Annotated in this window: 37 protein-coding genes and 4 pseudogenes; 29 read left to right on the top strand and 12 right to left on the bottom strand. The window is 39.4% G+C overall.

Going from position 1 to position 24,029, the window contains the following annotated elements; genetic code table 11:
- Positions 1–138 precede the first annotated feature (138 nt).
- Positions 139–967 (bottom strand): annotated as a pseudogene (locus QE177_RS12275) (DUF2303 family protein).
- A gap of 59 nt (positions 968–1,026) precedes the next feature.
- Positions 1,027–1,386, bottom strand: a complete 360-nt coding sequence (locus QE177_RS12270; protein WP_280550033.1) for a hypothetical protein — start codon at positions 1,384–1,386, stop codon at positions 1,027–1,029.
- 344 nt (positions 1,387–1,730) lie between these two features.
- On the opposite strand from QE177_RS12270, the gene QE177_RS12265 reads away from it, so the two are divergent.
- Complete coding sequence (locus tag QE177_RS12265) at positions 1,731–2,087, top strand: hypothetical protein (protein WP_280550031.1); 357 nt, start codon at positions 1,731–1,733, stop codon at positions 2,085–2,087.
- A 441-nt stretch (positions 2,088–2,528) separates the two neighbouring features.
- Here the strand turns inward: QE177_RS12265 and QE177_RS12260 are convergent, their stop codons facing one another.
- From QE177_RS12260 to QE177_RS12240, 5 genes are all read right to left on the bottom strand, one after another.
- Positions 2,529–2,693, bottom strand: a complete 165-nt coding sequence (locus QE177_RS12260; RefSeq protein WP_280550029.1) for a hypothetical protein — start codon at positions 2,691–2,693, stop codon at positions 2,529–2,531.
- Between the two features lie 8 nt (positions 2,694–2,701).
- Entirely contained in the window at positions 2,702–2,797 is a 96-nt protein-coding gene (locus QE177_RS12255; RefSeq protein WP_280550028.1) for an NYN domain-containing protein, read from the bottom strand.
- A gap of 73 nt (positions 2,798–2,870) precedes the next feature.
- Positions 2,871–3,110, bottom strand: a complete 240-nt coding sequence (locus QE177_RS12250; protein WP_280550026.1) for a hypothetical protein — start codon at positions 3,108–3,110, stop codon at positions 2,871–2,873.
- Positions 3,111–3,524: 414 nt separating this feature from the next.
- Entirely contained in the window at positions 3,525–3,740 is a 216-nt protein-coding gene (locus tag QE177_RS12245) for a hypothetical protein (RefSeq protein ID WP_280550024.1), read from the bottom strand.
- A gap of 29 nt (positions 3,741–3,769) precedes the next feature.
- Positions 3,770–3,871, bottom strand: coding sequence for a hypothetical protein (locus tag QE177_RS12240; RefSeq protein ID WP_280550022.1), 102 nt, complete (start codon positions 3,869–3,871; stop codon positions 3,770–3,772).
- A 453-nt stretch (positions 3,872–4,324) separates the two neighbouring features.
- Here QE177_RS12240 and QE177_RS12235 point away from each other — a divergent pair.
- From QE177_RS12235 to QE177_RS12225, 3 genes and pseudogenes are all read left to right on the top strand, one after another.
- Positions 4,325–4,529 (top strand): annotated as a pseudogene (locus tag QE177_RS12235) (helix-turn-helix transcriptional regulator).
- Positions 4,530–4,657: 128 nt separating this feature from the next.
- Positions 4,658–5,190 (top strand): annotated as a pseudogene (locus QE177_RS12230) (YmfL family putative regulatory protein).
- A complete protein-coding gene (locus QE177_RS12225; RefSeq protein ID WP_280550020.1) occupies positions 5,183–5,476 on the top strand; it encodes a hypothetical protein in 294 nt (97 codons plus the stop codon). The pseudogene QE177_RS12230 and the gene QE177_RS12225 overlap by 8 nt, the downstream one beginning before the upstream one ends.
- Before the next feature lie 141 nt (positions 5,477–5,617).
- Here QE177_RS12225 and QE177_RS12220 read toward each other — a convergent pair whose 3' ends face one another.
- Both QE177_RS12220 and QE177_RS12215 read right to left on the bottom strand, forming a co-directional pair.
- On the bottom strand, positions 5,618–5,986 hold the full coding sequence (locus tag QE177_RS12220) for a helix-turn-helix domain-containing protein (protein WP_280550018.1): 369 nt from the start codon (positions 5,984–5,986) through the stop codon (positions 5,618–5,620).
- 1 nt (position 5,987) lies between these two features.
- Positions 5,988–6,128 (bottom strand): DUF6516 family protein, encoded by a 141-nt coding sequence (locus tag QE177_RS12215; protein WP_280550016.1) that lies wholly within the window; start codon positions 6,126–6,128, stop codon positions 5,988–5,990.
- 490 nt (positions 6,129–6,618) lie between these two features.
- Here QE177_RS12215 and QE177_RS12210 point away from each other — a divergent pair, with 490 nt between their 5' ends.
- From QE177_RS12210 to QE177_RS12145, 14 genes are all read left to right on the top strand, one after another.
- Complete coding sequence (locus QE177_RS12210; protein WP_280550015.1) at positions 6,619–7,473, top strand: conserved phage C-terminal domain-containing protein; 855 nt, start codon at positions 6,619–6,621, stop codon at positions 7,471–7,473.
- Entirely contained in the window at positions 7,464–7,664 is a 201-nt protein-coding gene (locus QE177_RS12205) for a hypothetical protein (RefSeq protein WP_280550013.1), read from the top strand. Before QE177_RS12210 ends, QE177_RS12205 begins: the two co-directional genes overlap by 10 nt.
- A complete protein-coding gene (locus tag QE177_RS12200) occupies positions 7,664–8,320 on the top strand; it encodes a phage N-6-adenine-methyltransferase (RefSeq protein WP_280550011.1) in 657 nt (218 codons plus the stop codon). The genes QE177_RS12205 and QE177_RS12200 overlap by 1 nt, the downstream gene beginning before the upstream one ends.
- Positions 8,287–8,676 (top strand): hypothetical protein, encoded by a 390-nt coding sequence (locus QE177_RS12195; RefSeq protein ID WP_280550008.1) that lies wholly within the window; start codon positions 8,287–8,289, stop codon positions 8,674–8,676. Before QE177_RS12200 ends, QE177_RS12195 begins: the two co-directional genes overlap by 34 nt.
- 15 nt (positions 8,677–8,691) lie before the next feature.
- Positions 8,692–9,183: a DUF968 domain-containing protein gene (locus tag QE177_RS12190; protein WP_280550006.1), complete on the top strand. Its 492-nt coding sequence runs from the start codon at positions 8,692–8,694 to the stop codon at positions 9,181–9,183.
- Positions 9,184–9,193: 10 nt separating this feature from the next.
- Positions 9,194–9,835 carry a bacteriophage antitermination protein Q gene (locus QE177_RS12185; protein WP_280550004.1) on the top strand — a complete coding sequence of 214 codons (642 nt, stop codon included), beginning with the start codon at positions 9,194–9,196 and terminating at the stop codon, positions 9,833–9,835.
- A 460-nt stretch (positions 9,836–10,295) separates the two neighbouring features.
- Positions 10,296–10,550 (top strand): hypothetical protein, encoded by a 255-nt coding sequence (locus QE177_RS12180; protein ID WP_280550002.1) that lies wholly within the window; start codon positions 10,296–10,298, stop codon positions 10,548–10,550.
- The gene (locus QE177_RS12175; RefSeq protein WP_280550000.1) at positions 10,519–11,034 is read left to right on the top strand and encodes a Rha family transcriptional regulator; all 516 of its coding nucleotides are present in this window, start codon (positions 10,519–10,521) and stop codon (positions 11,032–11,034) included. The genes QE177_RS12180 and QE177_RS12175 overlap by 32 nt, the downstream gene beginning before the upstream one ends.
- Before the next feature lie 501 nt (positions 11,035–11,535).
- Positions 11,536–11,940, top strand: coding sequence for a phosphate-starvation-inducible protein PsiE (psiE, locus tag QE177_RS12170; protein WP_280549998.1), 405 nt, complete (start codon positions 11,536–11,538; stop codon positions 11,938–11,940).
- A gap of 199 nt (positions 11,941–12,139) precedes the next feature.
- Positions 12,140–12,358: a cold-shock protein gene (locus tag QE177_RS12165; RefSeq protein WP_280549996.1), complete on the top strand. Its 219-nt coding sequence runs from the start codon at positions 12,140–12,142 to the stop codon at positions 12,356–12,358.
- 231 nt (positions 12,359–12,589) lie between these two features.
- The gene (locus QE177_RS12160) at positions 12,590–12,787 is read left to right on the top strand and encodes a phage holin family protein (protein ID WP_026823603.1); all 198 of its coding nucleotides are present in this window, start codon (positions 12,590–12,592) and stop codon (positions 12,785–12,787) included.
- Positions 12,771–13,244 (top strand): lysozyme, encoded by a 474-nt coding sequence (locus QE177_RS12155; protein ID WP_280549993.1) that lies wholly within the window; start codon positions 12,771–12,773, stop codon positions 13,242–13,244. Before QE177_RS12160 ends, QE177_RS12155 begins: the two co-directional genes overlap by 17 nt.
- A complete protein-coding gene (locus tag QE177_RS12150) occupies positions 13,241–13,435 on the top strand; it encodes a hypothetical protein (protein ID WP_280549991.1) in 195 nt (64 codons plus the stop codon). Before QE177_RS12155 ends, QE177_RS12150 begins: the two co-directional genes overlap by 4 nt.
- Before the next feature lie 24 nt (positions 13,436–13,459).
- Positions 13,460–13,690 (top strand): lysis system i-spanin subunit Rz, encoded by a 231-nt coding sequence (locus tag QE177_RS12145; protein ID WP_348519930.1) that lies wholly within the window; start codon positions 13,460–13,462, stop codon positions 13,688–13,690.
- A 134-nt stretch (positions 13,691–13,824) separates the two neighbouring features.
- On the opposite strand, the gene QE177_RS12140 is transcribed toward QE177_RS12145, so the two are convergent.
- The gene (locus QE177_RS12140; protein ID WP_280549989.1) at positions 13,825–13,998 is read right to left on the bottom strand and encodes a hypothetical protein; all 174 of its coding nucleotides are present in this window, start codon (positions 13,996–13,998) and stop codon (positions 13,825–13,827) included.
- Between the two features lie 265 nt (positions 13,999–14,263).
- Between QE177_RS12140 and QE177_RS12135 the strand changes: the two genes are divergently transcribed.
- Both QE177_RS12135 and QE177_RS12130 read left to right on the top strand, forming a co-directional pair.
- Entirely contained in the window at positions 14,264–14,638 is a 375-nt protein-coding gene (locus tag QE177_RS12135; protein ID WP_280549987.1) for a BRO family protein, read from the top strand.
- A gap of 205 nt (positions 14,639–14,843) precedes the next feature.
- Positions 14,844–15,041: a hypothetical protein gene (locus QE177_RS12130; RefSeq protein WP_280549986.1), complete on the top strand. Its 198-nt coding sequence runs from the start codon at positions 14,844–14,846 to the stop codon at positions 15,039–15,041.
- 49 nt (positions 15,042–15,090) lie between these two features.
- Here the strand turns inward: QE177_RS12130 and QE177_RS12125 are convergent, their stop codons facing one another.
- Positions 15,091–15,297, bottom strand: a complete 207-nt coding sequence (locus QE177_RS12125; RefSeq protein WP_280549985.1) for a hypothetical protein — start codon at positions 15,295–15,297, stop codon at positions 15,091–15,093.
- A gap of 306 nt (positions 15,298–15,603) precedes the next feature.
- Here QE177_RS12125 and QE177_RS12120 point away from each other — a divergent pair, with 306 nt between their 5' ends.
- The 3 genes and pseudogenes from QE177_RS12120 to QE177_RS12110 all read left to right on the top strand — a co-directional run.
- Positions 15,604–15,789, top strand: coding sequence for a hypothetical protein (locus tag QE177_RS12120; RefSeq protein ID WP_280552281.1), 186 nt, complete (start codon positions 15,604–15,606; stop codon positions 15,787–15,789).
- Between the two features lie 112 nt (positions 15,790–15,901).
- Positions 15,902–16,096, top strand: a complete 195-nt coding sequence (locus tag QE177_RS12115; RefSeq protein ID WP_348519911.1) for an Rz1 family lipoprotein — start codon at positions 15,902–15,904, stop codon at positions 16,094–16,096.
- A 688-nt stretch (positions 16,097–16,784) separates the two neighbouring features.
- Positions 16,785–17,108: pseudogene (locus QE177_RS12110) on the top strand (KilA-N domain-containing protein); the annotation flags it as partial.
- A 175-nt stretch (positions 17,109–17,283) separates the two neighbouring features.
- Here the strand turns inward: QE177_RS12110 and QE177_RS12105 are convergent.
- The gene (locus QE177_RS12105; RefSeq protein ID WP_280549980.1) at positions 17,284–17,526 is read right to left on the bottom strand and encodes a pentapeptide repeat-containing protein; all 243 of its coding nucleotides are present in this window, start codon (positions 17,524–17,526) and stop codon (positions 17,284–17,286) included.
- Between the two features lie 240 nt (positions 17,527–17,766).
- Between QE177_RS12105 and QE177_RS12100 the strand changes: the two genes are divergently transcribed.
- From QE177_RS12100 to QE177_RS12075, 6 genes are all read left to right on the top strand, one after another.
- The gene (locus tag QE177_RS12100) at positions 17,767–18,444 is read left to right on the top strand and encodes a hypothetical protein (protein ID WP_280549978.1); all 678 of its coding nucleotides are present in this window, start codon (positions 17,767–17,769) and stop codon (positions 18,442–18,444) included.
- Between the two features lie 178 nt (positions 18,445–18,622).
- Positions 18,623–19,216, top strand: a complete 594-nt coding sequence (locus tag QE177_RS12095) for a hypothetical protein (protein ID WP_280549976.1) — start codon at positions 18,623–18,625, stop codon at positions 19,214–19,216.
- Positions 19,158–21,269: a terminase gpA endonuclease subunit gene (locus tag QE177_RS12090; protein ID WP_280549974.1), complete on the top strand. Its 2,112-nt coding sequence runs from the start codon at positions 19,158–19,160 to the stop codon at positions 21,267–21,269. The genes QE177_RS12095 and QE177_RS12090 overlap by 59 nt, the downstream gene beginning before the upstream one ends.
- Before the next feature lie 7 nt (positions 21,270–21,276).
- Positions 21,277–21,537, top strand: a complete 261-nt coding sequence (gene gpW, locus QE177_RS12085; RefSeq protein WP_280549972.1) for a gpW family head-tail joining protein — start codon at positions 21,277–21,279, stop codon at positions 21,535–21,537.
- The gene (locus QE177_RS12080) at positions 21,534–23,177 is read left to right on the top strand and encodes a phage portal protein (RefSeq protein ID WP_280549970.1); all 1,644 of its coding nucleotides are present in this window, start codon (positions 21,534–21,536) and stop codon (positions 23,175–23,177) included. Before gpW ends, QE177_RS12080 begins: the two co-directional genes overlap by 4 nt.
- Positions 23,174–24,028, top strand: coding sequence for a S49 family peptidase (locus QE177_RS12075; RefSeq protein ID WP_280549968.1), 855 nt, complete (start codon positions 23,174–23,176; stop codon positions 24,026–24,028). The genes QE177_RS12080 and QE177_RS12075 overlap by 4 nt, the downstream gene beginning before the upstream one ends.
- Position 24,029: the final 1 nt, after the last annotated feature.

The raw sequence follows: 24,029 nt of genomic DNA, 5'->3' as shown, positions 1-24,029 counted from the left end.
TTTCCGTTGTGTGTTTGTTAACAGCAACATTTTCCCTGGTATTTGGCCAATTTGGCTACCTGACCTTAAATGAGGTCAGGTTTTTTTATTGTTCGAAATTCAAAATAGCTGACAATTAGACCGCTTTATTAAACAACTTTAACTTGCGGAAAAAGAGCCGATAAAGGTTTCTATTTTTGAGCCAACAAAAGCGCCAGATAGTAGCTCCCTAAATTCCTGTGCGATTTGTTCTTCAAGACTTTCAAACTGAACAATACGCAGGACAAAGGCAGGAACTTCACCACCGGTCAGAATGCTGTAGCGTAGTTTTATCCGACGTTCACTTAATTCGTCGTATGGTACACAAGTAAATTCAAAATAAGCAGGCATTACCTCTTTACTTTTCGCTTCGACGTTTTCAAGCACGGAACGCTTAGCACTAAAATCGTTGTCTTCATGCTCAGATGAGTGGCTAGCTTCAATAGTGATGCGACGGACAGCACTAATCGCTTTTTTGATATCTAACGCATTTTCTTCAGCATCAAACGCGGTGAGATAATCTCGCCAGTCTTCCAGCCACTCAGCAAGTTGTTTTTGCCTTTGTCTCTCACCATCTATTTTTAGTAGAGATTTAAATGGAGAGTTTTTTAAGACTAACGAGCGACTGATTATCAGCATGACCTGGTTCATCCAGTGTGCCAACATTAAAAATCGTTTTTGCTGTCATTGTATCTGCATCAATGAAGCAGCGAACACCGGCAGTTTGTGCATATCCCATGCTATAGTTAACAAAATCGCCAATGCTGCTAGTCTTCATAACACCACGAAAGCGATAACGGATTAAATTAAGTGCCTCAAGTGATCTGATTTCATGGTTTTTGGGCACAACAATAACCGGGCAATCCGTTGTTTTGATCGGATCTAAATGAAGACTGGCAACGGTTAGATCCTGAATTTGTGAAATGGCGGTTCCATCTAATTGAGACATAAAAAAGCTCCTACTTTTTTTAATAAAGCATGAATAAAAGGTTATTTAACGAATAATGATTAATTAACGGACTTTAATTTTCCGTCAGTTTGACCTGCAAGCGTAAAGAGTTGTCCCTGGTCTTCCTGCAAGATAGTTAATTTACCGCCTCTACCAACAAACATCGGTGTTTCTGTTGTATCTTCTTCCGATTGTTTACCGCGACGAGTAGGCGTGATGAATTTCAATTTATGGGATATTTTTACGCGATTTTCATCAAATTGGGTTAATTTAAAAACAATATGGATCTCACCCGTGCCACCATTTTTATTAACACCATTACCAACAAGATTTAATGCAGCCGATATTTTATTTTGAAATACGCCAGCATCTAATTCAGAAAGAAACTCTGGAACATCTGTTTTTCTATTTTCACTCATGTTTAGATCCTCTTTAGTATTTACTACAGATAAGGCCACTAACACTTACCTTATGTACCTGCATGGACAACAAACGAAACCCGGTGTTAATGGCCTTACGTGTAATAAAAGCGGTTAACTAACAGCATTATCATCACTCCCCCTGGCCAGCGTGACAATAGTTAACCGCTGGTTGCAACGACATAGAAAATTAACTAACAAACAGCATTTTTATTTTTGTGCGTTACTCCACACGGTTATTGATGCCTGCATGTTTTACCACCTCAGGCGGCGGTGGATTCTCTTGTACCCAGAGAGAAAATAGTTAAAATAATTTCACCCCTACGTAATGTGAGAATTAAACTATGTTTCCTGAAATATCAGCATCTTTTACTGCTATAAAAGAAAGTCTTTCACTATTGAAGGTCATTAATGATGCTAAAAATGATGCTGAACTAAAGGCCGCTACCTTTGAATTACAACGAAAGCTACATGAAATACAAATGGATAATTTAAGACTTATTGATTTGCTCACAGCGAGCAAGGAACGAATAACTGAGCTTGAGCAAGAAATACAAAATGATATTGATTTTAAGACAAGCGCTGAAGCATATACAATGCATACTCTTGAATCTGGAACATTTACCTATATAAATAAAAAGCTATTGATGGGTCCGAGAGAGCGCGCTACCTTTGCGCAAATTGTTATGAGGAGAGAATAATATCGATACTTCAGCCTAAAGGTATTTTTGGTGCTTACTTTCAAAGTTTTTGTCCTTTCTGTAAGAATGAATACATTATGAATAAAAGATCCAAAAAAGGAACCCGATACGGTAATTAAAATAGCCGCCAACCACTATGATTGAAGATTATTCTACACATAAATAAGCACAGCTATTATATGGGTTTAGTATTGTTAAAGAGCATATTACATAACGACATCAAAATTATTTATTTCTTGATATAATGATATTATGCGTTAAATACATATGCGTCAAGCGCATATTTGGGGTTATTGATGTTTAAGACTTAATAAGTTGATTTTAATAGAATTGTTTTTTTATAAATTTTGAAGAAAGAACAAGAAGAGCCCTTCAAAAAGGGCTTTAGCCCTTATGGTTTTGGGGGCCTATCTATTTTTTATCATTTGAATTTTTTGTTTTTTATTTTTGTTGAATGTATTGTATTTCTTTTTCTTTCCACCAACTAGGAAGAGGATCAGGTTTTATTTGTAATGTATCAGCTATTGAAATTATAAGATTATATGACTGAATACCATCTATGTGTTCAGCTAATGTAGCTGGTATTTCTTTCTTAAGCGGATTCAATATGAAGTCTATTCCTTTTTTCTGGCGTGTTTAGCTGCTGGAACAAAATCAGAATCTCCGGCAACTAAAATAATAACATCAACCAATTTTTCATAAGCTAACATTGTAATGTCCATACCTAATTTTATATCAACAGCTTTTTGTTTAATGTCATAATAAAAATCATTATTAGTGAGTTCATTCCAATGCTTTTTTGCCTGATAATAAATCTTTTAAGGTGTGATCATTAATTTGCCATCGTTTATTATCCATCAATGTACCTAACCTAAGTGCAGTTTTTCTGCTTTTCCTAAGTTCTTCATGTAATTGCGATCGTAAGATATAAGATTTTTCTTCTCTCAGGTTTTTTCTTGGAGTAGTTTTGTGCCCTTTTTCTGCAGGGAGAGGATAGCGGATTTGTTTATCAAGGGAGGGCAATCGTAAAAGTAAATTCTATATAATTCGAGAGGAGTTCTATTTTCATGTGAACCATGCTTTTTATCAATGTGGTATTTAACCAATCCCCACATTATTTTCATTAAATGGGAAGCATTTAGCTCGTGATCTCTGAAGTGTTTCCTTTTTGCACTGCATTGACACGCTGGATAAAAAAACCAGCGTCAACCAATATAGCTGTCTTTTTCATTATTTTCCAATAAAAAAACGCCCAGAGCCGTTATGTAGATGTTAACTATTGTCTACGAACGGGGCTGGGCTTGACGTTAATAGACTATGTCGGTTATATCTTTATGTCAATTTAATTTTTGTTATTTATTTTGTAATTTTCTTCCAATTTTATCTATTAGAATTTCATCTCTATGATAAATATATTATTTTTATATTCCAAATTTATTACGACGCTTTTTTTCCTTTTCTCTCTCTAACAGCTTTCATTTCTTCATAAAGCTGATCGAGTTCGTTTTTACGCGTATTAATTGCTTTCAGGAAGCTGTCTTTTTCTTTTTGTGGTAGCTCATTGAACATTTCTAGCAGGATTTCTTCGGTTTTTGTTAGTTTGTTATATATATGATTATTAGTAGTGTTATTATCGTGATCTACAGATAACATCAAATTTGCTATTTCTTCTAATTCTAGTGCTATTGAGGGCTAATGTCTTTTGGCTTTACTTTTAGCAGTTTAGCGAAGGAAGCTACTGTTCTTGCATTTAATGGGTTTACACCATTCAGATAATGACTCACAGCAGCCTGAGCAATATTTAATTGCTCAGCAATTATTGCTTGAGATAAACCTAATTCCTTTTTTGGGCATCATATATAGCTTTTAAACGTTTTGCGTCTGCAATTTGTTCTGTGTTTAATGGTTTTTTCTCATTATTATTGATAAGCGTTGTATTATTATCTTCAATGAACAAATCTGAGACTTGAACTCCAAGAGCTTCAGCTATTTTTTACTAGAGTTGTATGCGAATATCCTTGAACGTCCCTTTCCAAACGAGATATATTGCCAACGTCACTGTTAATAACGCTGGCTAATTCAAGTATTGTCATACCTTTCTTCTTGCGAAGCTGTCTAATGCGATTTCCTATTTTCATATTTTTATTGAAATAAATTTTTGCATTTCACGCAAAGCGTGTTGCGCATATTTTTTTGTTTATGCTAATATGCGTTATACGCATTCAAAGGAGATAAATATGCAAACACCTCTGAGAAAAATACGTTTAGAGAGGAAGCTTACTATTACTGAAGTAGCATTAGCCGTTAATTGCAATGTAGGTAACTTGAGTCGTATAGAGAGGAACTCAAGCTGCATCGCTTCAGATAGCTGAAAAATTATCAAAATTTTATGGCGGCATGATTAGCGAAATTCAGATTTTATATCCCAAAAGATATATGTGAAAAGCCCGTTCTTTTTTAATAACTTAACCTCTCCAGGAGTGTTAACCAAATCCAATTAAAACTTTGAGACAAAAATACACGAAAACAGCGAGTTAATTAACTACTAATTAAAGTTCGGGCAGGTAGTCATGAGTAAAGCATCCTTAAAAGAAGTGGTAAAAAAGATGTGTAAATCAATGCCAGGTGGCAGGTCGGCGATGGCAGGCGCATTAGGTATGTCATTGGAGACGTTTAATAACAATCTGTATGAAAAAACGGCTGTCGATTTTTTGAGGTTGATGAGTTAGAGGCGATTGAAGATTTGTCCGGCACAAATTATCTAGCTGAATATTACGCTCTACGGAGAGATTGCTTGCTGGTGGAAACGCCAAAACTGGATGAATTAGATCATGTTGAATTATTTACTAAAAGCATCCGCACCGCTGCCCATGGAGGTTATGTCGATCAAATTATCAATAACTCATTACAAAATGGCGTTATTACTGATCATGAAGCGCAGGAAATAGTGAAGTATCACCGTAAACATCTGGCTGCGCGTGATGCAGAAATCAGGGCAATTATCATGCTGTTTTGCAAATCTAAAAAGGGTGAAGCCTCAGACTCGAACTCTGAGGCTTCGTGCGTCAAAAACACGAGTGTGGAGTATTCAACGCATGGCTAGTTTAACTAAAAATCACGGTATTTCGCAACTACGTTGTCGGCCAATTTCCGGCAAAGACTGGTTTTATTGCTATGAAATTAAGCTGGTGGATCGTTGGATCCCGGTTAGTCACCGCTTTGCTAAGTGGGCGATTGATCACGTCAATCACTTGTACCGAAAGCAGAAACTTTTCGGTCAATATTTTCGTGATAAACGGGTCGCGTTGTGCGGTTTGCTGGCTATGACGCCAAAAAAGGCTGGATATTGTTTACCCATGAAGATGGTTCGCAATGCTTTTCACCGATAAGAAAATTCCATCTGGACTATAGACGTATTGAGGTAAAGCCATGATTGCATATGGTTTGACTACAGATAAACCGGCTTACGTTATCAGCCCAAATAAATGGGCTGAGCGAATTAACACAAAGTGGGGCGATGATTTAGTTGATCAGGCGGCTTTATTTTCGATGGTAAAATCAAAATGCACAGCTTTAAAAGGGAACACGATTTTATCGTCGTCGCGTTCAATAATATCTGCGTCTAGCATCATTTTTACATCACGGTGGACGGCTCTAAAGTCACGATTTAAGCGGCGCGCCAGTTCTCTTATCGACATCGGTTCGGCACCGGCCATTGCATTGATGATATTCAATCGATTTGGTTGCAACATCACTTTTGTGAGCTGTTCAATGCTAGGAAAGATATGTACAAAAGGTTCCGCTATCTGTTTTCCGGCCAGTGTTTTTTTAAAGTCAGCTGTCATTTGTTCCCATGCTGATTGTTCAGACATCACTTTAACAATAAGTGTATTCATCATATTACCCCCTCAGTACTTTGACGTCAGTCTGGAATTGGCTGAGCAAATCTTCCAGCGTAGAAAATATCACTGGATATTCAGCGTCGCCGATGTGTTTATGATCGCCTTTGCCTGCTTCATTATCGTAGCGCAAAGCACACACACCATTAACAACATAAACCAGACTGTATTTGTAGTTATGCCGGCTGGCCCTAACTTTTGATCCACTTTCCAGACTTTAATACGAATAAAGGTATTGTCTTCAGGAAAATCGAATCGTTGAAACATCACTATCTCAGACGGCATATTCCAGATCTCCATATTGATGACAATTATAACATCACCCTTATTGTGATGTCAATAATGTCATCATTGCTAACAATAAACAGTCAGAAGCGAGGTGATAAATGAGTTTATTGCTGTTAAAAACTCGGCCTCAAATTGTGATCCCCGAACTTGCGGCACGGATTGGTCTGAATGAGTCCCTGGTACTGCAACAAGTGCAATACTGGCTGACAGAAACCGATTCAGGCATTAAGCATGAGGGTCGTCGCTGGATTTATAATACTTTTGAGAAATGGCAAGAACAATTCCCTTACTTTTCAGAAAAAACGTTAAAGAGAGCGTTCACGTCGCTGAAAAAAATCGGTGTCTTGTCCATTGAGCAGCTTAATAAGCGTAATCATGACCGAACAAATTATTATGCCATTAATTATGACCATGAAGTGCTTACCGATCACTTTGCAGTAGATGAAGAAGCGGCAAAACCAGCGCGTAAACCCAGTAAAATTCGAATAGGTCAAAATGACCCGATCGAACAGGCCAAAACGGCCTCATCGAGCGGGTCAAATTGGCCTGATCGACCGAGTCAAAATGACCCGATGGACAAGGTCAAAATGACCCGTTCTCTTACAGAGAGTACAACAGAGATTACTACAGAGAGTACAACAAATATCTCTTGTCAGGTTCATGTCGAACCCGACGAGACCGATCCGGCTTTGCAGGTTTTAACTCATTTCAATCAAGTGACCAACTCAAACTACCGTGAAGGCAAAACTACCATGGGGTATATCCGTGGGCGATTGGTGGAGGATTATGTCGCCAGTGATCTGATTTTAGTCACTGATTATCTGGTGGCCAAATGGTCGAAAGATCCACGGATGCGAGATTACTTGCGACCAAAAACCTTGTTTAGTCCTGAGAACTGCAGTGAATATTTTGACAAGGCCAAAAAATGGCAAGAAGCCGGGCGACCCGCCTGTGTTGATGGCCGCTGGTTAAAACCTGGTGAGGTAGCGGTGAGTGTCGATACCGTTGCCCGTGATGAAGCGTTTCGACGATTGATTTGCAGTAGTTCAAAGCCTAAAAATCGGCTTGAAGAAATTGCCGCTCAACTAGCAGGCAAGTCAGGCATCAGGCGAATGACGGAAGTTTCTGCTCATGCGGCCTGGCGCGGAATTTGGGCGAAAGCGGCGGAGCAGGTCGCGAAGGAGGCAACATGCGCTTAGCGGTAAAACGAATTTACGGACTGGAAGTGTTACCGCTGCTGTGTGTGGTGCGTCGTTGGTGTCGCTATTTGCTGATCCGTGAACTGAGAGGCTTTTGGCAAGATCAGGCGTTAACTTTTTCCAACATTGAGCAAAAATATCAGTTGTTGAAACGGGTGATAAAAACCGAACAGGCAAGGGGAAATATCTGATGGCAGAGGTAGTTAACAGTTATGTTCAGGCGCTAAGGGAGCTGAAAGCAAAACCAGCGCATAACCTGAAACAAATTGGCGACGAGTGGTGTACTCCAGAGGAGATATTTTGGGGTATTAGCGTGTTGTATGGACCGTTCACCCTCGATTTGTTCAGCGACGCACAGAACAGCCAATGCCCTCATTTTTACTGTGCTGAAGATAACGCCTTAGTGCAAGACTGGGCAGCAAAACTGCAGCAAGTAGGTGGCGCGGCATTTGCCAATCCGCCTTACAGTCGACCAACACAACACAAGGGGCAATATTTAACCGGTGTTAAACACATTATCAATCATGCGATGGCGATGCGTGACAAGGGTGGTCGTTATGTCTTTTTGCTAAAAGCGGCTACCAGTGAAATCTGGTGGCCAGAGCAGGCGGATCATATCGCCTTTATCCGTGGCAGAATCGGTTTTGATGTACCCGCTTGGTTCGTGCCAGAAAATGAAAAACAGGTATCCACCGGCGCCTTTTTCGCTGCTGCTATTGTAGTGTTTGATAAACGATGGACGGGTGCATCAACGGGTTATGTCAAACGTGATGATTTGATAGCACAGGGAAAAGCCTTTCTTGCACAGGTGAAGTGGTTAGCAGAGCGCAAAGGGCGTGCAGCATGATAATAAAAACTCAGCATGTAACTGGACGCGCTCTGGATTGGGCTGTTGCGCTGGCCACAGGCAGATGGTCAAGAAGTTGCTTAGTAAGAAATGACGGCATTCCCTTGGAATATTCTTGTCGATGGGAAGATGGCGGTTATTTGATTGACGAATATAAAATGGAATTTAACTGGCTTGATGATCGCGACTTAAAAGCGACCTCTAAGTTATTTGGAGAGAAACAGGGCATTGGCTTGGATCATTTAGAGGCGGCTTGTCGTTTATTTGTTGCTGCCAGGTTGGGAGACGAAGTTGATATTGCAGATGATCTGGTGAGGTGGTTACGTGAAAAATCAATGCCTTTTTTGCGGCGCTAAAGCGGAGCTTTTTTGATGTGTTATTTACTCACAGCAATACCTGTTCCTGAATTGGGTATTGTTGCCTTTAAGCCAGGTATCAATCAGCTACACCATTTCAGTGGCAGGATGATAGTAATGTCCGCACCGGATGAATTAAGCGATGCAAAAGTAGGCAGAATAGTAGAGCAGGCAGTTTTAAATCTAGTCATCGATGCTAACCCACCAGCAAGTTTAATGAAAATTCCAAAACTGAAACGTTGGCAAAATCAAAAATATCTGCAGTGGGTTAAGTCGCGTCCGTGTTGTGTCTGCCAGAAAGCAGCGGATGATGCCCATCACATTATCGGTTATGGCTACGGGGGTATAGGCGTAAAAGCACATGATTTATTTAGTATTCCACTATGTAGGGGACAGCACAGTGAATTGCATCATGATCCTAAGGCATGGGAAGTAAAGCACGGTAGTCAGTTAGCGCTGCTATTTGGTTTTCTTGATGAGTCATTGGGGCTTGGGGCATTGAGTTAAGGGATAATTTATGACAGAGCATGACTTAGGGTATTTTCGAAGCGTGGCCAAATATGCTTTTAGGGACTGGACGGTAAATACTGGACAACTTGAGGCACTCACTTGTAAGAGTGCAATGGAAACAAAAAGGTATCCAAGAGTGAAAAAGCGGCAAATAAAATTAGCGGGTCATTCTGTCTGTCGAATAACCGAGCCAGTAAAAATAACGGAAACTCGTCGTTCAGGCAGAGAGATCCCGCTTATCGAGTACCCTGCTTATTTTTACTGCCACGAGAGAAGAGTGATCAGACAGTTAGCAGATCATCAACGCTCATGGATACTGTATTGCTATTGTCATGAGATGAATTTTCAACATCAAGTGAATATATGCTCATACCTATGGCGAATATTTACCTATCAGACTGCAGATATAAAAATCACTAACAAGGTCAAAGAAAGGTTAAAAGCATTGGTTTGGTTATGTGTGCAACAATTCGCAGATAGCTTTTCTGGTTTAGCTAATCAGGGGTATAGTCAATCTGATCTTGCAAAGTTAATGGGCGTTAAGCGAGACAACTGGAAAAAGAATTATCACCATTTTTGGTTAAGATTGATTTCAATCTGTAAGGCATTGGATAGAGAGGCATTATGTCAGATAGCTGAGAGTGTGTAATGATATGAAAAAATAACAAAAAGTCATTTCTACATCTTGCAAAAGTCAACAAAATGGGTGATATTTAAGGCTAAATTGATATGTTGCCAGAATTGTATAGAACCTCTTTAGTGAGGTTTTTTGTTATTGAAGGATGTGATGATAAAGCTAGACGAGAATAACGTCATAAGTTATATTTTATATCAAGTGCTCAAAACACTTCAAACAGCGGTCTCCACACCCGACAGACTTGTGGTTTTTTTATGTCCATAAAATTTTGATATGGCCGGGTAGCGAACAGTATATACAATACCCTTTGGGGGAAAACTGTTGGCCGTCTCGTTGCGGTGTTCAAGTACCCGACTACCCTAGCTTAATTACTTTAATCTTGTTCTATCTCTAATTTAACAAACCCATTTCTTTTTGCAATTGACGAGAAAGCAAGTCATGCGCTATAGTCTAACTGCATCTGATAAATCAGGTGTCGGGATTAGCACCCCGCTGGAGTCATCGCGACAGTACACGCCGCGAGCGTGTTTTTTATTGTCGTAATAATCTAGCCATATTCAATGGTGGGCTGGATGGGGCAACCGAAAGGTTGGCCGGCGGTGACTCCGGTAGTGCTAACCCTGTTCAGTTCACCACCAATATGAGTTTAGCACCTCAAGGTGGTGAGAAATTTAAGTCACTATCAGGAGGTCATCATGACACTTCAATTATCTACTATTACACCTAAAGTTACTATCAACAATAACAAGGCTATAACCACTTCTAAAGATGTTGCTGATTACTTTGGCAAAGAACATCAAAAAGTTGTTCTAAAAATATCTAACCTTGATTGTTCCGAACAATTTTTAACCCGCAATTTTTGGCGGGTTCAATTCGAACATAAAGGAAACACTTATGATGCGTACGAAATGACCAAAAACGGTTTTATTTTCCTGGTGATGGGATTCACAGGTAAAAAAGCTGCTGCATTCAAAGAAGCCTATATTGTAGAGTTTGATAGAATGGAAGCAGAACTTAACAGTGCTATTACTGTAACAGGCACAACTAGCAAAATACTGCTGACCCTACTTCCTAATGGTAAAGTGGATAGTGCACGAGTCGTACATGACAATGAGTATGTTTCTTCTCTCGAAACACTATTTGAAATTGGCCGCCGATCTGGTTATGTGATAATTCACAAAGATGAGTTGATTAAAAAACTGTCGGAATAAATGAGTCATCTCATTAAAAATCTGGTTAGATAGAGCTTAGCCTCACTTGTTTAGAGTGGGGTTTTTTGATTTCTGGTTTTTTCATCATTTTCTTCCTTGTTTGAGGGTTGGATAGAAATTTGCTTGGAAACATATAAAACAAGAGTAAAAAGATGAGGGATTTGATTTAGCTTGCAAAAATGAACAAAATAGGTGATATTTGAAAGTAATTTAGTATATTGGTTTATTTTATGTGAAAAGCAATTTTTTATACTAAATAATTTTATTAATTTATATATATTAATAATATTGTAAGTAGTTTGTCTTTAGTTTTCTTATGATAGTAAAGTTTAGAATTTAAAATTACGGAAATATTAAGAGAGAAATAAATTAATATGCTTAGTGTTAAAATATTATTTCATGTCGCTACAATGGGTGTAAATATTATATACTCCTTTAACAAAACTTGTTTTTAGTCGAGAAATAAGCTGGCATGATAGCTAAATTTGTATGGAGGTTTATTTGTCTGGCTTATCTCAATCAAAATTGATAGCACGGTTATTGCAATGGATAATTAGCTGTAGTTTGTTAATAATAGCAATAATATTAATTATTTTCCTAATCAAAGAAACTATCGTCTTATCAGCGTTGCTATTCAAAAATTCAGAAACTATGCCATCTTATCTTTTACTTGAAGCGATAATTACTTATTTTCTTTATTTTGAATTTATTGCTTTGATAATCAAATACTTTCAATCAGTTTACCATTTTCCACTACAATACTTTATTTATATAGGTATCACCGCAATCATTAGATTAATTATCGTCGAACACAAAGAACCAATAAGCGTTTTAGTTTATTCAGTATCAATTTTAGTGATGATTTTAGCCTTATATATAGCCAATACTAAACGTTTAATTAAATAAATGTTGTTTAATTTTAAAAAGTATGCATTAATGTAGTCCTGGTTTGGAGTTATTTCTTATTAAAAAAATTTAAATTAATTCAGAGGGTAACAATATTATCGATACATCTCTATTCTATGGATTCCTTTTAATTTAACTACAATAAGTATTCAAATCTACTTTTACTAAAACAATAAATAAACAATTATAAGGATTCATAATGTCAAATATCATTCACGGTTTAGTTAAATGGTTTGATGGTAATAGAGGATTTGGTTTTATTACCCCAAAGGATGGTAGTAAAGAAGTGTTTGTACACTATTCAGAAATCAAAAATAGTGGTTATCAAGCTCTTTATGAAGGACAGGAAGTTAGTTATACGCCTTCTCAAGGCTTGAAAGGAAATACAGCAACAAATGTTGTAGTACTTAATGGTTAAAAAGTTAGTAATAAAAAAGTAATAATACAAAACCTTACTCTTCTGGAGTGTGGTTTTTAGTTTTGTAATTTTTATCATTGTTTTTCATCTCTATTTCTTTTATTCGATATCGTTATTCCTGTTTTTGAAAACTAATACGTTAAGATAACTCCGCCTGTTAAGCTATTGGCTTAGCGTATAACTTTTTAACTTATCGTACTAAACACATGGACACACTCCTTAGGGGTGGATATGCGCATGCCTGAAAAATACTCCAGCCCGATAGCCTATCTATGGGGCATCCTGATCACTATTTTAAGTATTTTCACTTTAGAGCAGTGGGTGGCTATTGTCGGTATTGTCTGCACGATAGGCACTTTTTTAGTTAATTGGTATTACAAGCGTAAGGAATATAAATTGAAGGAATATCATTATGGTGAAGATACCTAAGAAAATTGTAGTAGCGACGGGAGGTGGAGTGATGTTACTTGCTTCTACCATGATAATGCATTTTGAAGGACTAAAGTTAGCGCCTTATTTTGATGGCGGCGGTGTGCTTTCGGTATGTTTCGGCCATACGGGAAAGGATATCAAACCCAACACCATTTATAGCCAGGAAGAGTGTGAACAGTGGCTTAATAGTGATTTACAAACGGTTAAAAAACTGGTCGATCCGCTAATTCAGGTAAAAATAAATACCTTAACTCAAGCAGCTATCTACTCTTTTGTTTATAACGTTGGCATTGGCAATTTTCAGCGTTCTACATTACTAAAGAAGCTTAATGCCGGTGATCAAAATGGCGCATGTGCAGTGATGAAGCAATGGGTTTATGTCGGTAAGGAAAAATGGCAGGGACTGATGGCGCGTCGTGAAATTGAATCAGCGATATGTGCAGGCAATATATGAAATTAAATACTTTGCCATTTTTTATCGCTATATTAACTTCTACGTCGCTTGTGATTTTATATAACCATTATGCCCAACTTAAGTATCAATATAACCAGCTGGTGGCTGAATTAGACAAGCAGACAGAACTCAAAAACAACTATTTAAAAGAAGTCAAATTACTGCATCAACTGGACACTAAACGGACATAGGAACTTAATCATGCCAAAGCTGAAATTAGTAAGCTTACTGATGATCTGCATAATGGCGCTAAGCGGTTGTATGTCAAAGCGGTGTGTGCAAAGTCCGACAATATTACCGCCGCCACCACCAGCCTGGATGATGCAAGACCCACCCAATTGGCGCCAGACGCTCGGCGAAATTATCTCCGTCTCAGACGTCAGCTCGAAACCTTAGAGGCGCAGTATTTGGGGTTAAGGGAGAGAGTTAAAGAGATTTATAATTAATATAGTTAATAGATTTTCCAATGCGGTAAATCTCGCACAGGCAAAAAATAAGACACTTTAAAAATCAGCGAAAAATTTCTCCAATTACAAAATTGGACTAAAAAATATCAATGATTAATAGGAAGTAAATAAAGTTACTTTGGTCTGCAATGTTCCTGACCATTTTCATCATAACAACATATTTTCCCATTTTTGACTTTGCAATCACCATAATGTAATGCTCCATTACTTTTAGCTGAAGTCAAAGCAGTAAAATTACTTATTACTATCAGAAATAAAACAGCAAATGTATTGAATAATGATTTCATAATTTATTCTCCAATATTGAATGAAACTATTATTAATTGAAGTATATTTTTAACATATTATCAACATATTTTGTGAATTCTATTCCCAGATATCGGAATCCCGATGTCGTTTAATTTCACTGCGTACCACATGCGCTTAATTCATTCAAACATCGAACCCGTTATTTAGGTAATGAGCCTTTGAGGTAATCAGTTTTGCTGATGTCACTTCGATGGGCTGGTTTCCTATGTGGCAAAGGTTCATTATCTAAGTAAGGAAGACATCATGAGTAATGTATTAACATTTAAAACACATCATATTGTTCCCTTTAATAATGACGATAATAAGATATGGTTTACCGGTGAACATTTAGCAAAATTGCTTGAATACAAAGACAGTAAGAAAGTAGCTAATCTGTATAACAGACATAAAGATGAGTTTACTGATAGCATGAGTATTGTAGTCAAAGTGAGGACTTCGGATAAATCAATAGGTTACGATAAGCTTTTATCAGATGTCAGATTATATTCACTGCGGGGTGCCTATCTGATCGGTATGTTTTCACGAACAAAAGTAGCAAAAGACTTAAGAATATGGCTGCTTGATCTGGTTGAAAAGAGTCAAATGTTGAAGTTGGCGTTCTTGATATCAATTCACTAACGGATCTGACAGGACAAAAAATACATGACTCAATAGCAGTTTTTGATAAAGCATCATTCAAGCATAGAGGGCAAAAGGGAAGTGGTTTATTAGCTCAGCGGAAAAGAGATATTAAGACGGTAAAAGAAGCAACTGCTTTAGCGCTAAAACTAACACAACTTACTATACCTGACTTGGGCGATTTCCGTGACGGAGAAAGCCCTGCATGAATCACGAACAGTTCATTGAGAAAAACGTCAAGGCCGAGTTAATAAAGCTCGGCTTTTCTTCATCAATAGCCGCAACAGCAACAAATGAAGCTATCAGATACTATCGACAATCCAAATCAACTCAACGCGGTAAAATGATGGCTAACTGTCTGGATGTAGCTAAAAAGTGGGCGGGAAGAAATTCAGTAAAATAGCGGTAGATTTGTGATGACCCCTTCATATTAAGAAGAGGTATGATTGGTTTTACATTCTTAATTCAATGCAGTGTTTTTTGCCATTTTCATCTGTAAAGCATTTATCTAAATCGCCCCACCCTGTATTAGGATCTGTTGGAAGAACTGCTTTACCAAAAACAGTTTTGTTATCGGATGTGTTTCCATCTTGAGCGAATGAAAAAGAACTTAATCCTAAAAGTGACGCAACAGTCAATGTTTTGAATAATGATTTCATAATTTATCCTACAATGGTAAATAAAAATCATTATTAATTAAATCCTTTAATTAACAATTAATCAACATATTTTGTTGATTCTATTTCCAAATATCGCTCAATTCCACTACGCAACGCACGCGTAATCAATAAAACACAGAACCTTACAGAAAGTGTACCTGAAGAATTGTCGCTAATGCTGGCGAGCAATCTGTGGGCGGCTTTTCTGTGCGGACAGGTTCACTTTCTCTAAGGATACGTAATGAAATTAATTATAGTTAATACTGAAATCAACAAGACAATCAAGGTCGTTATAGATTAAATGATATCCATCAGGCATCTGGCGCTCTAAATAAGCATCGACCACAATATTGGCTTGAGAGTGATCAGACAAAAAATCTTATTGTTGAAATTATAAGCGAAGACGGAATTCCTGCTTCGGTCAAAAATCATCCAGTTAAAATTGTTAAAGGTGGCAGCAAATTTAATTATTCATTTAACTTAGCCAAATAACTATTTGTTATCTATCCATATTGATAGATAGGATTATTTTGGCTTAAGTTTATTTTAAAAGAAGTCAAATTACTGCATCAACTGGATACTAAACGGACACAGGAACTTAATCATGCCAAAGCTGAAATTACCAGGCTTACTGACGATCTGCATAATGGCACTAAGCGGTTGTATGTCAAAGCGGTGTGTGCAAAGTCCGACAATATTACCACCGCCACCACCAGCCTGGATGATGCAAGATCCACCGAACTGGCGCCTGACGCTCGGCGAAATTATCTCCGTCTCAGACGTCAGCTCGAAACCTTAGAAGCGCAGTATTTGGCGCTAAGAGAAAGGGTACGGGAGGTTTATAAGTTAAAGAATTAATCTTTTGGAAAAATTATGTCATCGTTTGTTGTGGCTTTTTGGGGATCCCGAGATCTTATAGGGCCATTTGGTAGAGCCTCTGCGCAGTTAACCTGATACCATTGGTGTCTCTCCTCTCGTGTTGATCCCATATTACTAGGAGACCCATAGCATTTAGGATTAATTTCGAGTGTATTAGTGTTGGCAGCCGAAAAGCTGCTAATCGCAAAAAGAGAGGTAATAGTTAACGTCTTGAATAATAATTTCATAATTTATCCTTAAAATATAAAATAACAAAAACAGTAACAGTATTAACATTTTCATTTAACAAAACAATGATGTTTTTGTAAAAAAATAAAATCTTATAAATAAAATTTTTTTAATTTTTTATATAAGTTTTTACACAGTTGGTGTTAAAGGTCATTTGAACGATATCAAATACAAAACTATCAATTAACAAATATTAAGAGAATTAACTCCCATATCGGAATAAATTCAAGTAGTTACATTTCACTGCGCACTCACCGCGCATCTAAATAAACCCGAGACAATTCACAAAATAGACCTCAGAGAACGTCAGTCAATCATGATGCGTTCGGGGTCTGTGCGTTCTGTGTAAGCTGAGGTCTCTTTTTTGAAAGGTTAGCATCATGAAATATCCAAAAGTAAATATTTATGGCATTGCTGTTAGAGTTGATGAAGAAGGGCGCTATAGTCTTAATGATTTGCATGCGGCAGCAGTAAGAAAAGGTGAAGCCGCAGAATCTCAAAAGCCAAGCAAATTTATGAGAAGTTCACAGATTAAAAAATTTGTTCAAGTATTAAGCGCAGGACAAAATTGTCCTGCGGTGGTTGTAAATAATGGTGAATGCTCCCATGGTGTATGGCGGCTAGAACTTGTTGCTATTCGCTATGCGGCATGGATAAAACCAGAATTTGAAATACAGGTTTATAATACATTTCGTGACATGGTAATGAATTGATGAACGGTTAATGGCTGGTTAGATGAAAGTAAATTACCGCCGGCTATATATGTGGCTTACAAAGTTTCTTTATAAGAGGCCAAAATTAGCTGACGGTGTGTTATGGCTATTCTTGATGATCTTATCAGAGGGTTGTGTCGTCTGTGTAAACAGATCCCTTCTGTTACTACCTGCAAGTCCCAGAAATTACTTCATATTTTTCAAGTTTAGTTTCAGGATCTAATATAAGCTTTACTTCACACAACTTTGCTTCAGCTAAAGATGCTGAGCTTAAATTTGCGTCAGCTAAAGATATTGTCTTTAAAGTTGCTTTAGCTATAGATGCTGACCCTAAATTTGCGTCAGCTAAAGAAAGAAAGCTAACTCCTAGAAGTAAGAAAATAGTTAATGTCTTAAATAATAATTTCATGATTTACCCTTAAAATATAAAACAATAAAAAACAGTAGTAATATTAATTATTATAATTAACAATGGAATAACATTTTTGTAAATACAATAAAATGTTACAAATGGAGTTTTTTTAATTTTTTATATTAGTTTTTACACTAATTGGTATAAGAAATTATCTGCTATAGATTAAACAAAAACTTTCAATTTATACCAGACTAAAAATACCACCTACGGGTGGTTTTTTTATGAGACTGCGTTATGCCTAACCTTAATGATCTATCCAAAAAGTTGAGCACTCTCCGTAAGCAAATCCCTTTTGCCACTGCTCAGGCTATGACACGGGTGGTGAGAAAAATAGAACAGGCGCAAAAGGTCGCATTACAACGAAATTTAGAAAATCCGACGCCTTTTACGATTAAATCGGTGGGCTCTAAAGGTGCGCGTAAAGATAATTTACGGGCAAACGTTTTTGTTCGTGATATTGCTGCCAGCTATCTTGAACCATTTGAAGTAGGGGGCGTTCATAAACTTAACAGTTCAGCCCTGTTGAATCCTAAAAATGTCAAACTCAATAAATACGGTAATTTACCGCGAAATAAATTAAGTCAGTTAAAAAGCAAAGATAATGTGTTTATTGGTGAAGTCAATGGCGTTAGTGGCGTATGGCAACGTAGAAAAGCCAAGAAAGGGAAAAAGAATAAAAAACGTTTAAAACGTTCACCGAATGGTAGCCGCAGAGCAAGACAAAAACAGCGGGCACCTAAATTGCTGATTCGATTTGGTGACGCACTGCCGGTTGAACCGGTATTGGGTTATCAAGACAGAGCACAAAAAATGGCTAAGGCACTATTACCACAGGAAATTAGTCGTGCATTTAATGAAGCAATCAAAACGGCCTTAATTATGTTTTGGGTCCTTCCTGGTGAAAATATGTAACACGGGCATTGCGCACCGTGCGGTTTCACTAGCTAAAAAATTTTGAAATTTGGGTAACAGGTAACACCTCGGATTTTTCGATTTTTAATTTATCTTTTTGAATTTAAACAATAAAAAATAATCATGGTTACTTCAGGGCGTGTTACCTGAGCTGTTACCTTTGCAATAGGGTAACACTTTGGGTAACAGCCGAAGTAACATTCAGGGTAACAACATGAATCAGTCAGATTTTGCAAAACTCCATGGTGTCAGCCGTAAAACCATTACCGCATGGAAGTCGCGGGGATGGCTGGTTATGAATGGTGACGAAATTGATGTTGATGCCTCAAATGCAAATATTGAACGGTATCGAAAATCATCTTCTGGATCAGAAGCCAAGCCAAAAGCGAAAAAAGTAAAACAGCCGCCAATCAGCGAATGGGTTGATGAATCGCCAACCCAAACGGCTGAAAGGTTAATCCGTGAAATTGGTGCGGATATGTCATTTGATGAGGCAAGAAGAATAAAGGAAAACTATCTCGCATTACTCACAAAACTGGAATATGAAAAAGAGGATGGACAACTGGTTGAGCTTGCAGTTGCAGAATCAATCTTGTTTGCTGAATTCAGAAAGCAGCGTGATGCTTGGATGAATTGGCCAGCTCGGGTTGCAGCCATTATGGCTGCTGACTTGGACGTTCCGGCTGACAGGATGACTGAGGTGTTAATCGAACATGTCCACAAACATATTACTGGCCTCGGGGAGCCTGAATTCAATCCAGACGAAGCGTGACAGATTATTAGCAAGTGTTAGAAAAGGATGGACACCACCACCTCGTATTAGCGTACCTGCCTGGGCAGATCGTTATAGAAAATTAGCAAAAGAAGCCGGGAGTACATCAGGTTCTTGGCAGACCGATACGGTTGAAGTTGCGCGCGGGCCTATGCTTTCGGTCACTGAGTCTGGTGTACACACGATAACAGTTATGTGCTGTACCCAGTTAATGAAAACGGCTTTACTTGAAAATATATTCGGTTATTTTTCTCATTTAGATCCTTGCCCAATCTTGTTATTGCAGCCTAAAGAAGATGCTGCAGAACAGTTTTCAAAAGAACGGATTACGCCACTTATTCGAGTAACACCTGTATTAAGAAAAATTGTTGGTGCAAGCAAACAAAAAACATCAAAAGAAACGTTACTGTATAAGTCATTTCCGGGGGGATTTCTTGCATTAGCCGGTGCAGGTAGCCCGGATAACTTGGCGCGTCGCCCCATTCGTGTGTTACTTGCCGATGAAGTTGATAAATATCCTATTACCCGTGAAGGTGACCCAATTACATTGGCTGAGGAGCGAACAGCTACATTTGGGCTTAACTGGTTATCGGTTAGAGCCTGTTCACCAACCGTTGAGGATGAAAGCCGAATAGCGTCAAGTTACCAAGAATCCGATCAGCGAAGAGCTTCGTTGGCTTGCCCTCATTGTGGTCACCGCCAATTTCCTGATTTTTTTAAGCATGTCCATTGGCCTAAAGTGGGAGAGAAACACCAGACTCACCTTGCTTTAATTTACTGTGAAAGCTGTGGTTCGGGTTGGTCTGAGGGCGAAAGATTACGGGCATTACGCACTATTCGATGGCATCAAACAAAGCCTTTTGAATGTTGTGGCAGCCGTCATTCGCCATTGAATGATTATGATCAGGCATGGCATAACAATGACGAAACGGCAGTAGATAATGTGTGGCAATGGTCGGAATCTGAACGCCATGCCGTGTATCGGGCTAGGTGTCCAGAATGTGGTAAATATGGCGTTGATAATATTCACGCCGGTTATCAGGCATCTAAACTATTTAGCCCATGGCAAAAAGATAAACCGTCTGATATTGCAGGAAAGTATTTAAAAGCAAAAGGCGATCCTGACAAAGAACTTGCGTGGTGGAATACCCAAATGGGGTTACCCCATCGGCCAAATTATGGCAAAAAGCTTCCCATTGATGCCTTGCTTGCCAGACGTGAAGTTTATGACGCAGAAATACCGATGGGTGTTGCTGTGTTGACGGCTGGAATTGATACCCAAAACGATAGGCTTGAAATTGAAGTTGTTGGTTGGGGTAAGGATGAGGAAAGCTGGTCTATTGCCTTTGATGTCATTGAGGGGGATCTAGAAACTGCGGAACCCTGGGCTAGATTAGATGTGTATCTAAAGCAGATTTGGCGTCGCGCAGATGGCCGTGGATTTACTATTATGGCGGCCTGTCATGACTCTGGCGGAAATCATACGCAAAAGGTTTATGAGTTTGCTAAAGAGCGATTGGGCAGGAGAATATGGGCAATCAAAGGGGAATCGGCCACTGGAGGTAAACGTTCTCCTATATGGCCTAACAAACGTCCAACACCGAAAAATCGTTCTCAGTTCAAACCGATTATCATTGGCGTTAATTCCGCAAAAGACTCAATTAGATCGCGTTTACACATTGCAGAAAGTGGTCCTGGCTATATGCACTTCCCTGTAGATAGAGATATGGGCTATTTCAGTCAGTTGACTGCTGAAAGATTAATTATGAAAGAAGCCGCTGGGCAACGTTACAGTGTATGGGAGCTTCCAGCTGGCAAAGCAAATGAAGCATTAGACTGTCGTGTTTATGCTTATGCCGCTTTAGCCGGTTTATTTCACTTAGGATTGAAGTTAAATGCGTTAGCGTTAGCCATTGATAATAATCCTGACCGCCTATTGCCTCCCTCAACTGAACCAGAAGAAAAACCCAATTTACGTTTGCCTGGCGCAATGGTTTCTGAACCAATTCAGGAAAAACCGAAACGCAAACGGATATCCCAATTACTTCCATAGGATGTTTATGTACAGAAAAACCACGCTGCTTACCGGTATGAGTAAAGAGCAGCTTAAAGCAGCCCTTGAGGTAGCCCAGCAAGCCTATCTTGAACTGGCATCCGGCAACAAAGGAGTTTCGTTTTCTTATTCGCAAGGAGATGGCACCCGCTCCGTTTCTTATCAAAAAACGCAGTTATCGGATTTATTAGCCCTGATTCAAATGATCCAGGCAGAACTGGGTCTCATCCCCCGAGCCAGAAGGCCGGTAAGGTTTCGCTTTTCATGACGGCAAAAATTATTGGTGTAGATGGAAAACCACTCAAACCAGCCAGACAGCATAAAATGCAGGCATTAGTGGGGGGTGGTCGGGTTCCCTATGATGCCGCAGATAGTCTTAACGATCAATTGGCTTACTGGCAACCGGCACTATGGTCTCCGGATAACGAGATTAATCTTTATCGTGACCGGATTGTCTCTCGGGTGCGGGATTTGGCACGTAATGATGGTTGGGCCTCAGGCACCATTACTCGCGTACTCGATAATGCAATCGGCGCTAACTATCGGCCGATTTTTAAACCTGATTACCGCATGTTGGCGTTGATGACAGGCAATAAAGCTTTTGATGCAAAATGGGCTGATGAGTACGGTAAAGTAATCGAAGCGCACTGGCGCTCATGGTCAAATGATCCCGATCGTTATTGTGATGTGGAGCGAAAACAGACTGTTTCCCAAATGTTGCGGCTAGGTTTTCGCCATAAACTGATTGATGGTGATGCACTGGCCATTTTGCAATACCGAACGGATCGTTTGGGGCCAGGTCGGGCACGTTATGCAACAACGGTACAAATTATTGATCCTGACAGGTTAAGTAATCCCCAACAAAATTTTGATATGCCGTTCGTTCGTGGTGGGGTAGAAATTGATCACGATGGCGCACCTGTCGCTTATCACATTCGGGAAGCGCATATCGGTGATTGGTGGAGTGGGGCCAAGACAATGACATGGCAGCGTATTCCACGCGAAACCTCATGGGGACGACCACATGTTATTCATGATTATGATCATGAGCGTGGCGCCCAGCATCGTGGTATAGGTATTTTAACCCCGGTGGTTCAGCGGTTAAAAATGCTAATCAAATATGATCAGTCAGAGCTCGAAGCGGCGATTTTAAATGCTATATTCGGTGCCTATATTGAGTCTCCCTATGATCCTCAGATGGTTGAGTCAGCGCTCGGTGAAAATTTTGACGATACCCAATTAGGCGCTTATCAGGGTGGCCGATTGGAATTTCATAAAGACAGACGAATAACCTTACAAAATGGTGCACGGATGCCCATTATGTATCCGGGTGAAAAAATTACCACCGTCAATGCCTCAAGGCCGCACAGTAATTTTGAGAGTTTTGAAAGTGCCGCATTAAGAAATATCGCTGCCGCGACAGGGCTTTCTACTCAACAGGTTACACAGGATTGGTCAGATGTTAACTACTCTTCGGCTCGGGCTGCCATGTTAGAAGCCTGGAAAACCTTAACGCGTCGCCGCGATGATTTTGCCATTGGCTTTGCTCAATTAATTGCCTGCGCTTTTGTAGAGGAAATTCATGATATTGAATATTTGCCTTTACCCAATAATGCGCCTGATTTTTTAGTGGCGAAAGCCGCTTATTGTCGTGCACGCTGGATGGGGCCAGGACGTGGTTGGGTTGATCTGGTGGCGGAGAAAAAAGGCGCTATTTTGGGTATGGATGCAGGGCTTTCTACGCTGGAAATGGAGGCCGCTGATAACTCAGGTGAAGATTGGGAAGAACTGTTAGATCAGCGTGACCGCGAAGTCAGAGCATTTAAAGAGCGAGGGTTGGCACCGCCAAGTTGGGCGCAGGCAGAACAATTTGCGCAACAGACAATTAAGGATCCGGAGGCAAAGTGAATTTACCCCATTTAGCTCAGAAATTATTTAACACGCCGCTGGCAATTCACCCGAAAAAAGCCGAGGTAGTGATAACCGCAGTCATGGAGCGGTTCGGCATAACGCAGATTCGTAGTGCTATGATGGACGATGATAACGATTATTTCAGCCGTCAAGCACAAAAAGATGAGGGTTATGATGTACTGGAAGGTATCGCCCTGATCGCCGTTCATGGCACCCTTGTTCAAAAACTTGGCACATTGAGACCTTATAGCGGCATGACGGGCTATGATGGTATTCGGCGAGTTTTTCTAACCGCCCTCAATGATCCGGAGGTGAAAGGCATCTGTCTGGATATCGACTCACCAGGCGGGGAAGTAGCGGGCTGTTTTGATCTGGTTGATATGATTTATGCCGCCCGAGGACAGAAACCGATTTATGCCATTCTCTCTGAGTGTGCTTATTCTGCCGCTTATGCTATCGCCAGCGCCGCTGACAAGCTTTATGTACCTCGTACCGGCGGTGTGGGTTCAATTGGTGTGATCGTCATTCATTGTGATTGGTCGCAACATATTAAAGACGACGGCTTGAAGGTGACTATTCTCACCTACGGAGACCGGAAAGCAGAAAGTAATCCGTGTATACCGCTCAGTGCCGAGGCAAAAGCGGCTATTCAACACGATATTGATGAAATGGGGCGTCTATTTGTGCGCACTGTTTCTCGTAATCGTGGGCTCTCGGAAGAGAAAATCCGCAATACACAGGCAGCGTGTTATCTCGCTGCCGAGGGCGTACAAATGGGATTAGCGGATAGTGTTGCTGCCCCCGATGTCGCTTTTCAGATACTAATGAAAGAAGCTGGAGTAATTTGAT

The organism is Arsenophonus sp. aPb (assembly GCF_029873475.1).
Lineage (GTDB): Bacteria > Pseudomonadota > Gammaproteobacteria > Enterobacterales > Enterobacteriaceae > Arsenophonus.
Note: the sequence above shows the minus strand (reverse complement) of the source record. Positions and strands in the feature narration are given on the sequence as shown.

Bases quoted from the DNA above. Each gene is read 5' to 3' on its own strand.
- QE177_RS12080 (WP_280549970.1), top strand. From the start codon at position 21,534: ATGACGGCAAAAATTATTGGTGTAGATGGAAAACCACTCAAACCAGCC.
- QE177_RS12115 (WP_348519911.1), top strand. From the start codon at position 15,902: ATGCCAAAGCTGAAATTACCAGGCTTACTGACGATCTGCATAATGGCA.
- QE177_RS12200 (WP_280550011.1), top strand. From the start codon at position 7,664: ATGGCAGAGGTAGTTAACAGTTATGTTCAGGCGCTAAGGGAGCTGAAA.
- QE177_RS12155 (WP_280549993.1), top strand. From the start codon at position 12,771: ATGGTGAAGATACCTAAGAAAATTGTAGTAGCGACGGGAGGTGGAGTG.
- QE177_RS12245 (WP_280550024.1), bottom strand. From the start codon at position 3,740: ATGTTATCTGTAGATCACGATAATAACACTACTAATAATCATATATAT.
- QE177_RS12255 (WP_280550028.1), bottom strand. From the start codon at position 2,797: ATGTTAGCTTATGAAAAATTGGTTGATGTTATTATTTTAGTTGCCGGA.
- QE177_RS12100 (WP_280549978.1), top strand. From the start codon at position 17,767: ATGCCTAACCTTAATGATCTATCCAAAAAGTTGAGCACTCTCCGTAAG.
- QE177_RS12190 (WP_280550006.1), top strand. From the start codon at position 8,692: ATGTGTTATTTACTCACAGCAATACCTGTTCCTGAATTGGGTATTGTT.
- gpW (WP_280549972.1), top strand. From the start codon at position 21,277: ATGTACAGAAAAACCACGCTGCTTACCGGTATGAGTAAAGAGCAGCTT.
- QE177_RS12105 (WP_280549980.1), bottom strand. From the start codon at position 17,526: ATGAAATTATTATTTAAGACATTAACTATTTTCTTACTTCTAGGAGTT.
- QE177_RS12160 (WP_026823603.1), top strand. From the start codon at position 12,590: ATGCGCATGCCTGAAAAATACTCCAGCCCGATAGCCTATCTATGGGGC.
- QE177_RS12125 (WP_280549985.1), bottom strand. From the start codon at position 15,297: ATGAAATCATTATTCAAAACATTGACTGTTGCGTCACTTTTAGGATTA.
- QE177_RS12135 (WP_280549987.1), top strand. From the start codon at position 14,264: ATGAGTAATGTATTAACATTTAAAACACATCATATTGTTCCCTTTAAT.
- QE177_RS12220 (WP_280550018.1), bottom strand. From the start codon at position 5,986: ATGATGAATACACTTATTGTTAAAGTGATGTCTGAACAATCAGCATGG.
- QE177_RS12185 (WP_280550004.1), top strand. From the start codon at position 9,194: ATGACAGAGCATGACTTAGGGTATTTTCGAAGCGTGGCCAAATATGCT.
- QE177_RS12165 (WP_280549996.1), top strand. From the start codon at position 12,140: ATGTCAAATATCATTCACGGTTTAGTTAAATGGTTTGATGGTAATAGA.
- QE177_RS12140 (WP_280549989.1), bottom strand. From the start codon at position 13,998: ATGAAATCATTATTCAATACATTTGCTGTTTTATTTCTGATAGTAATA.
- QE177_RS12090 (WP_280549974.1), top strand. From the start codon at position 19,158: ATGTCCACAAACATATTACTGGCCTCGGGGAGCCTGAATTCAATCCAG.
- QE177_RS12265 (WP_280550031.1), top strand. From the start codon at position 1,731: ATGTTTCCTGAAATATCAGCATCTTTTACTGCTATAAAAGAAAGTCTT.
- QE177_RS12270 (WP_280550033.1), bottom strand. From the start codon at position 1,386: ATGAGTGAAAATAGAAAAACAGATGTTCCAGAGTTTCTTTCTGAATTA.
- QE177_RS12130 (WP_280549986.1), top strand. From the start codon at position 14,844: ATGAATCACGAACAGTTCATTGAGAAAAACGTCAAGGCCGAGTTAATA.
- QE177_RS12205 (WP_280550013.1), top strand. From the start codon at position 7,464: ATGCGCTTAGCGGTAAAACGAATTTACGGACTGGAAGTGTTACCGCTG.
- QE177_RS12225 (WP_280550020.1), top strand. From the start codon at position 5,183: ATGGCTAGTTTAACTAAAAATCACGGTATTTCGCAACTACGTTGTCGG.
- QE177_RS12150 (WP_280549991.1), top strand. From the start codon at position 13,241: ATGAAATTAAATACTTTGCCATTTTTTATCGCTATATTAACTTCTACG.
- QE177_RS12175 (WP_280550000.1), top strand. From the start codon at position 10,519: ATGACACTTCAATTATCTACTATTACACCTAAAGTTACTATCAACAAT.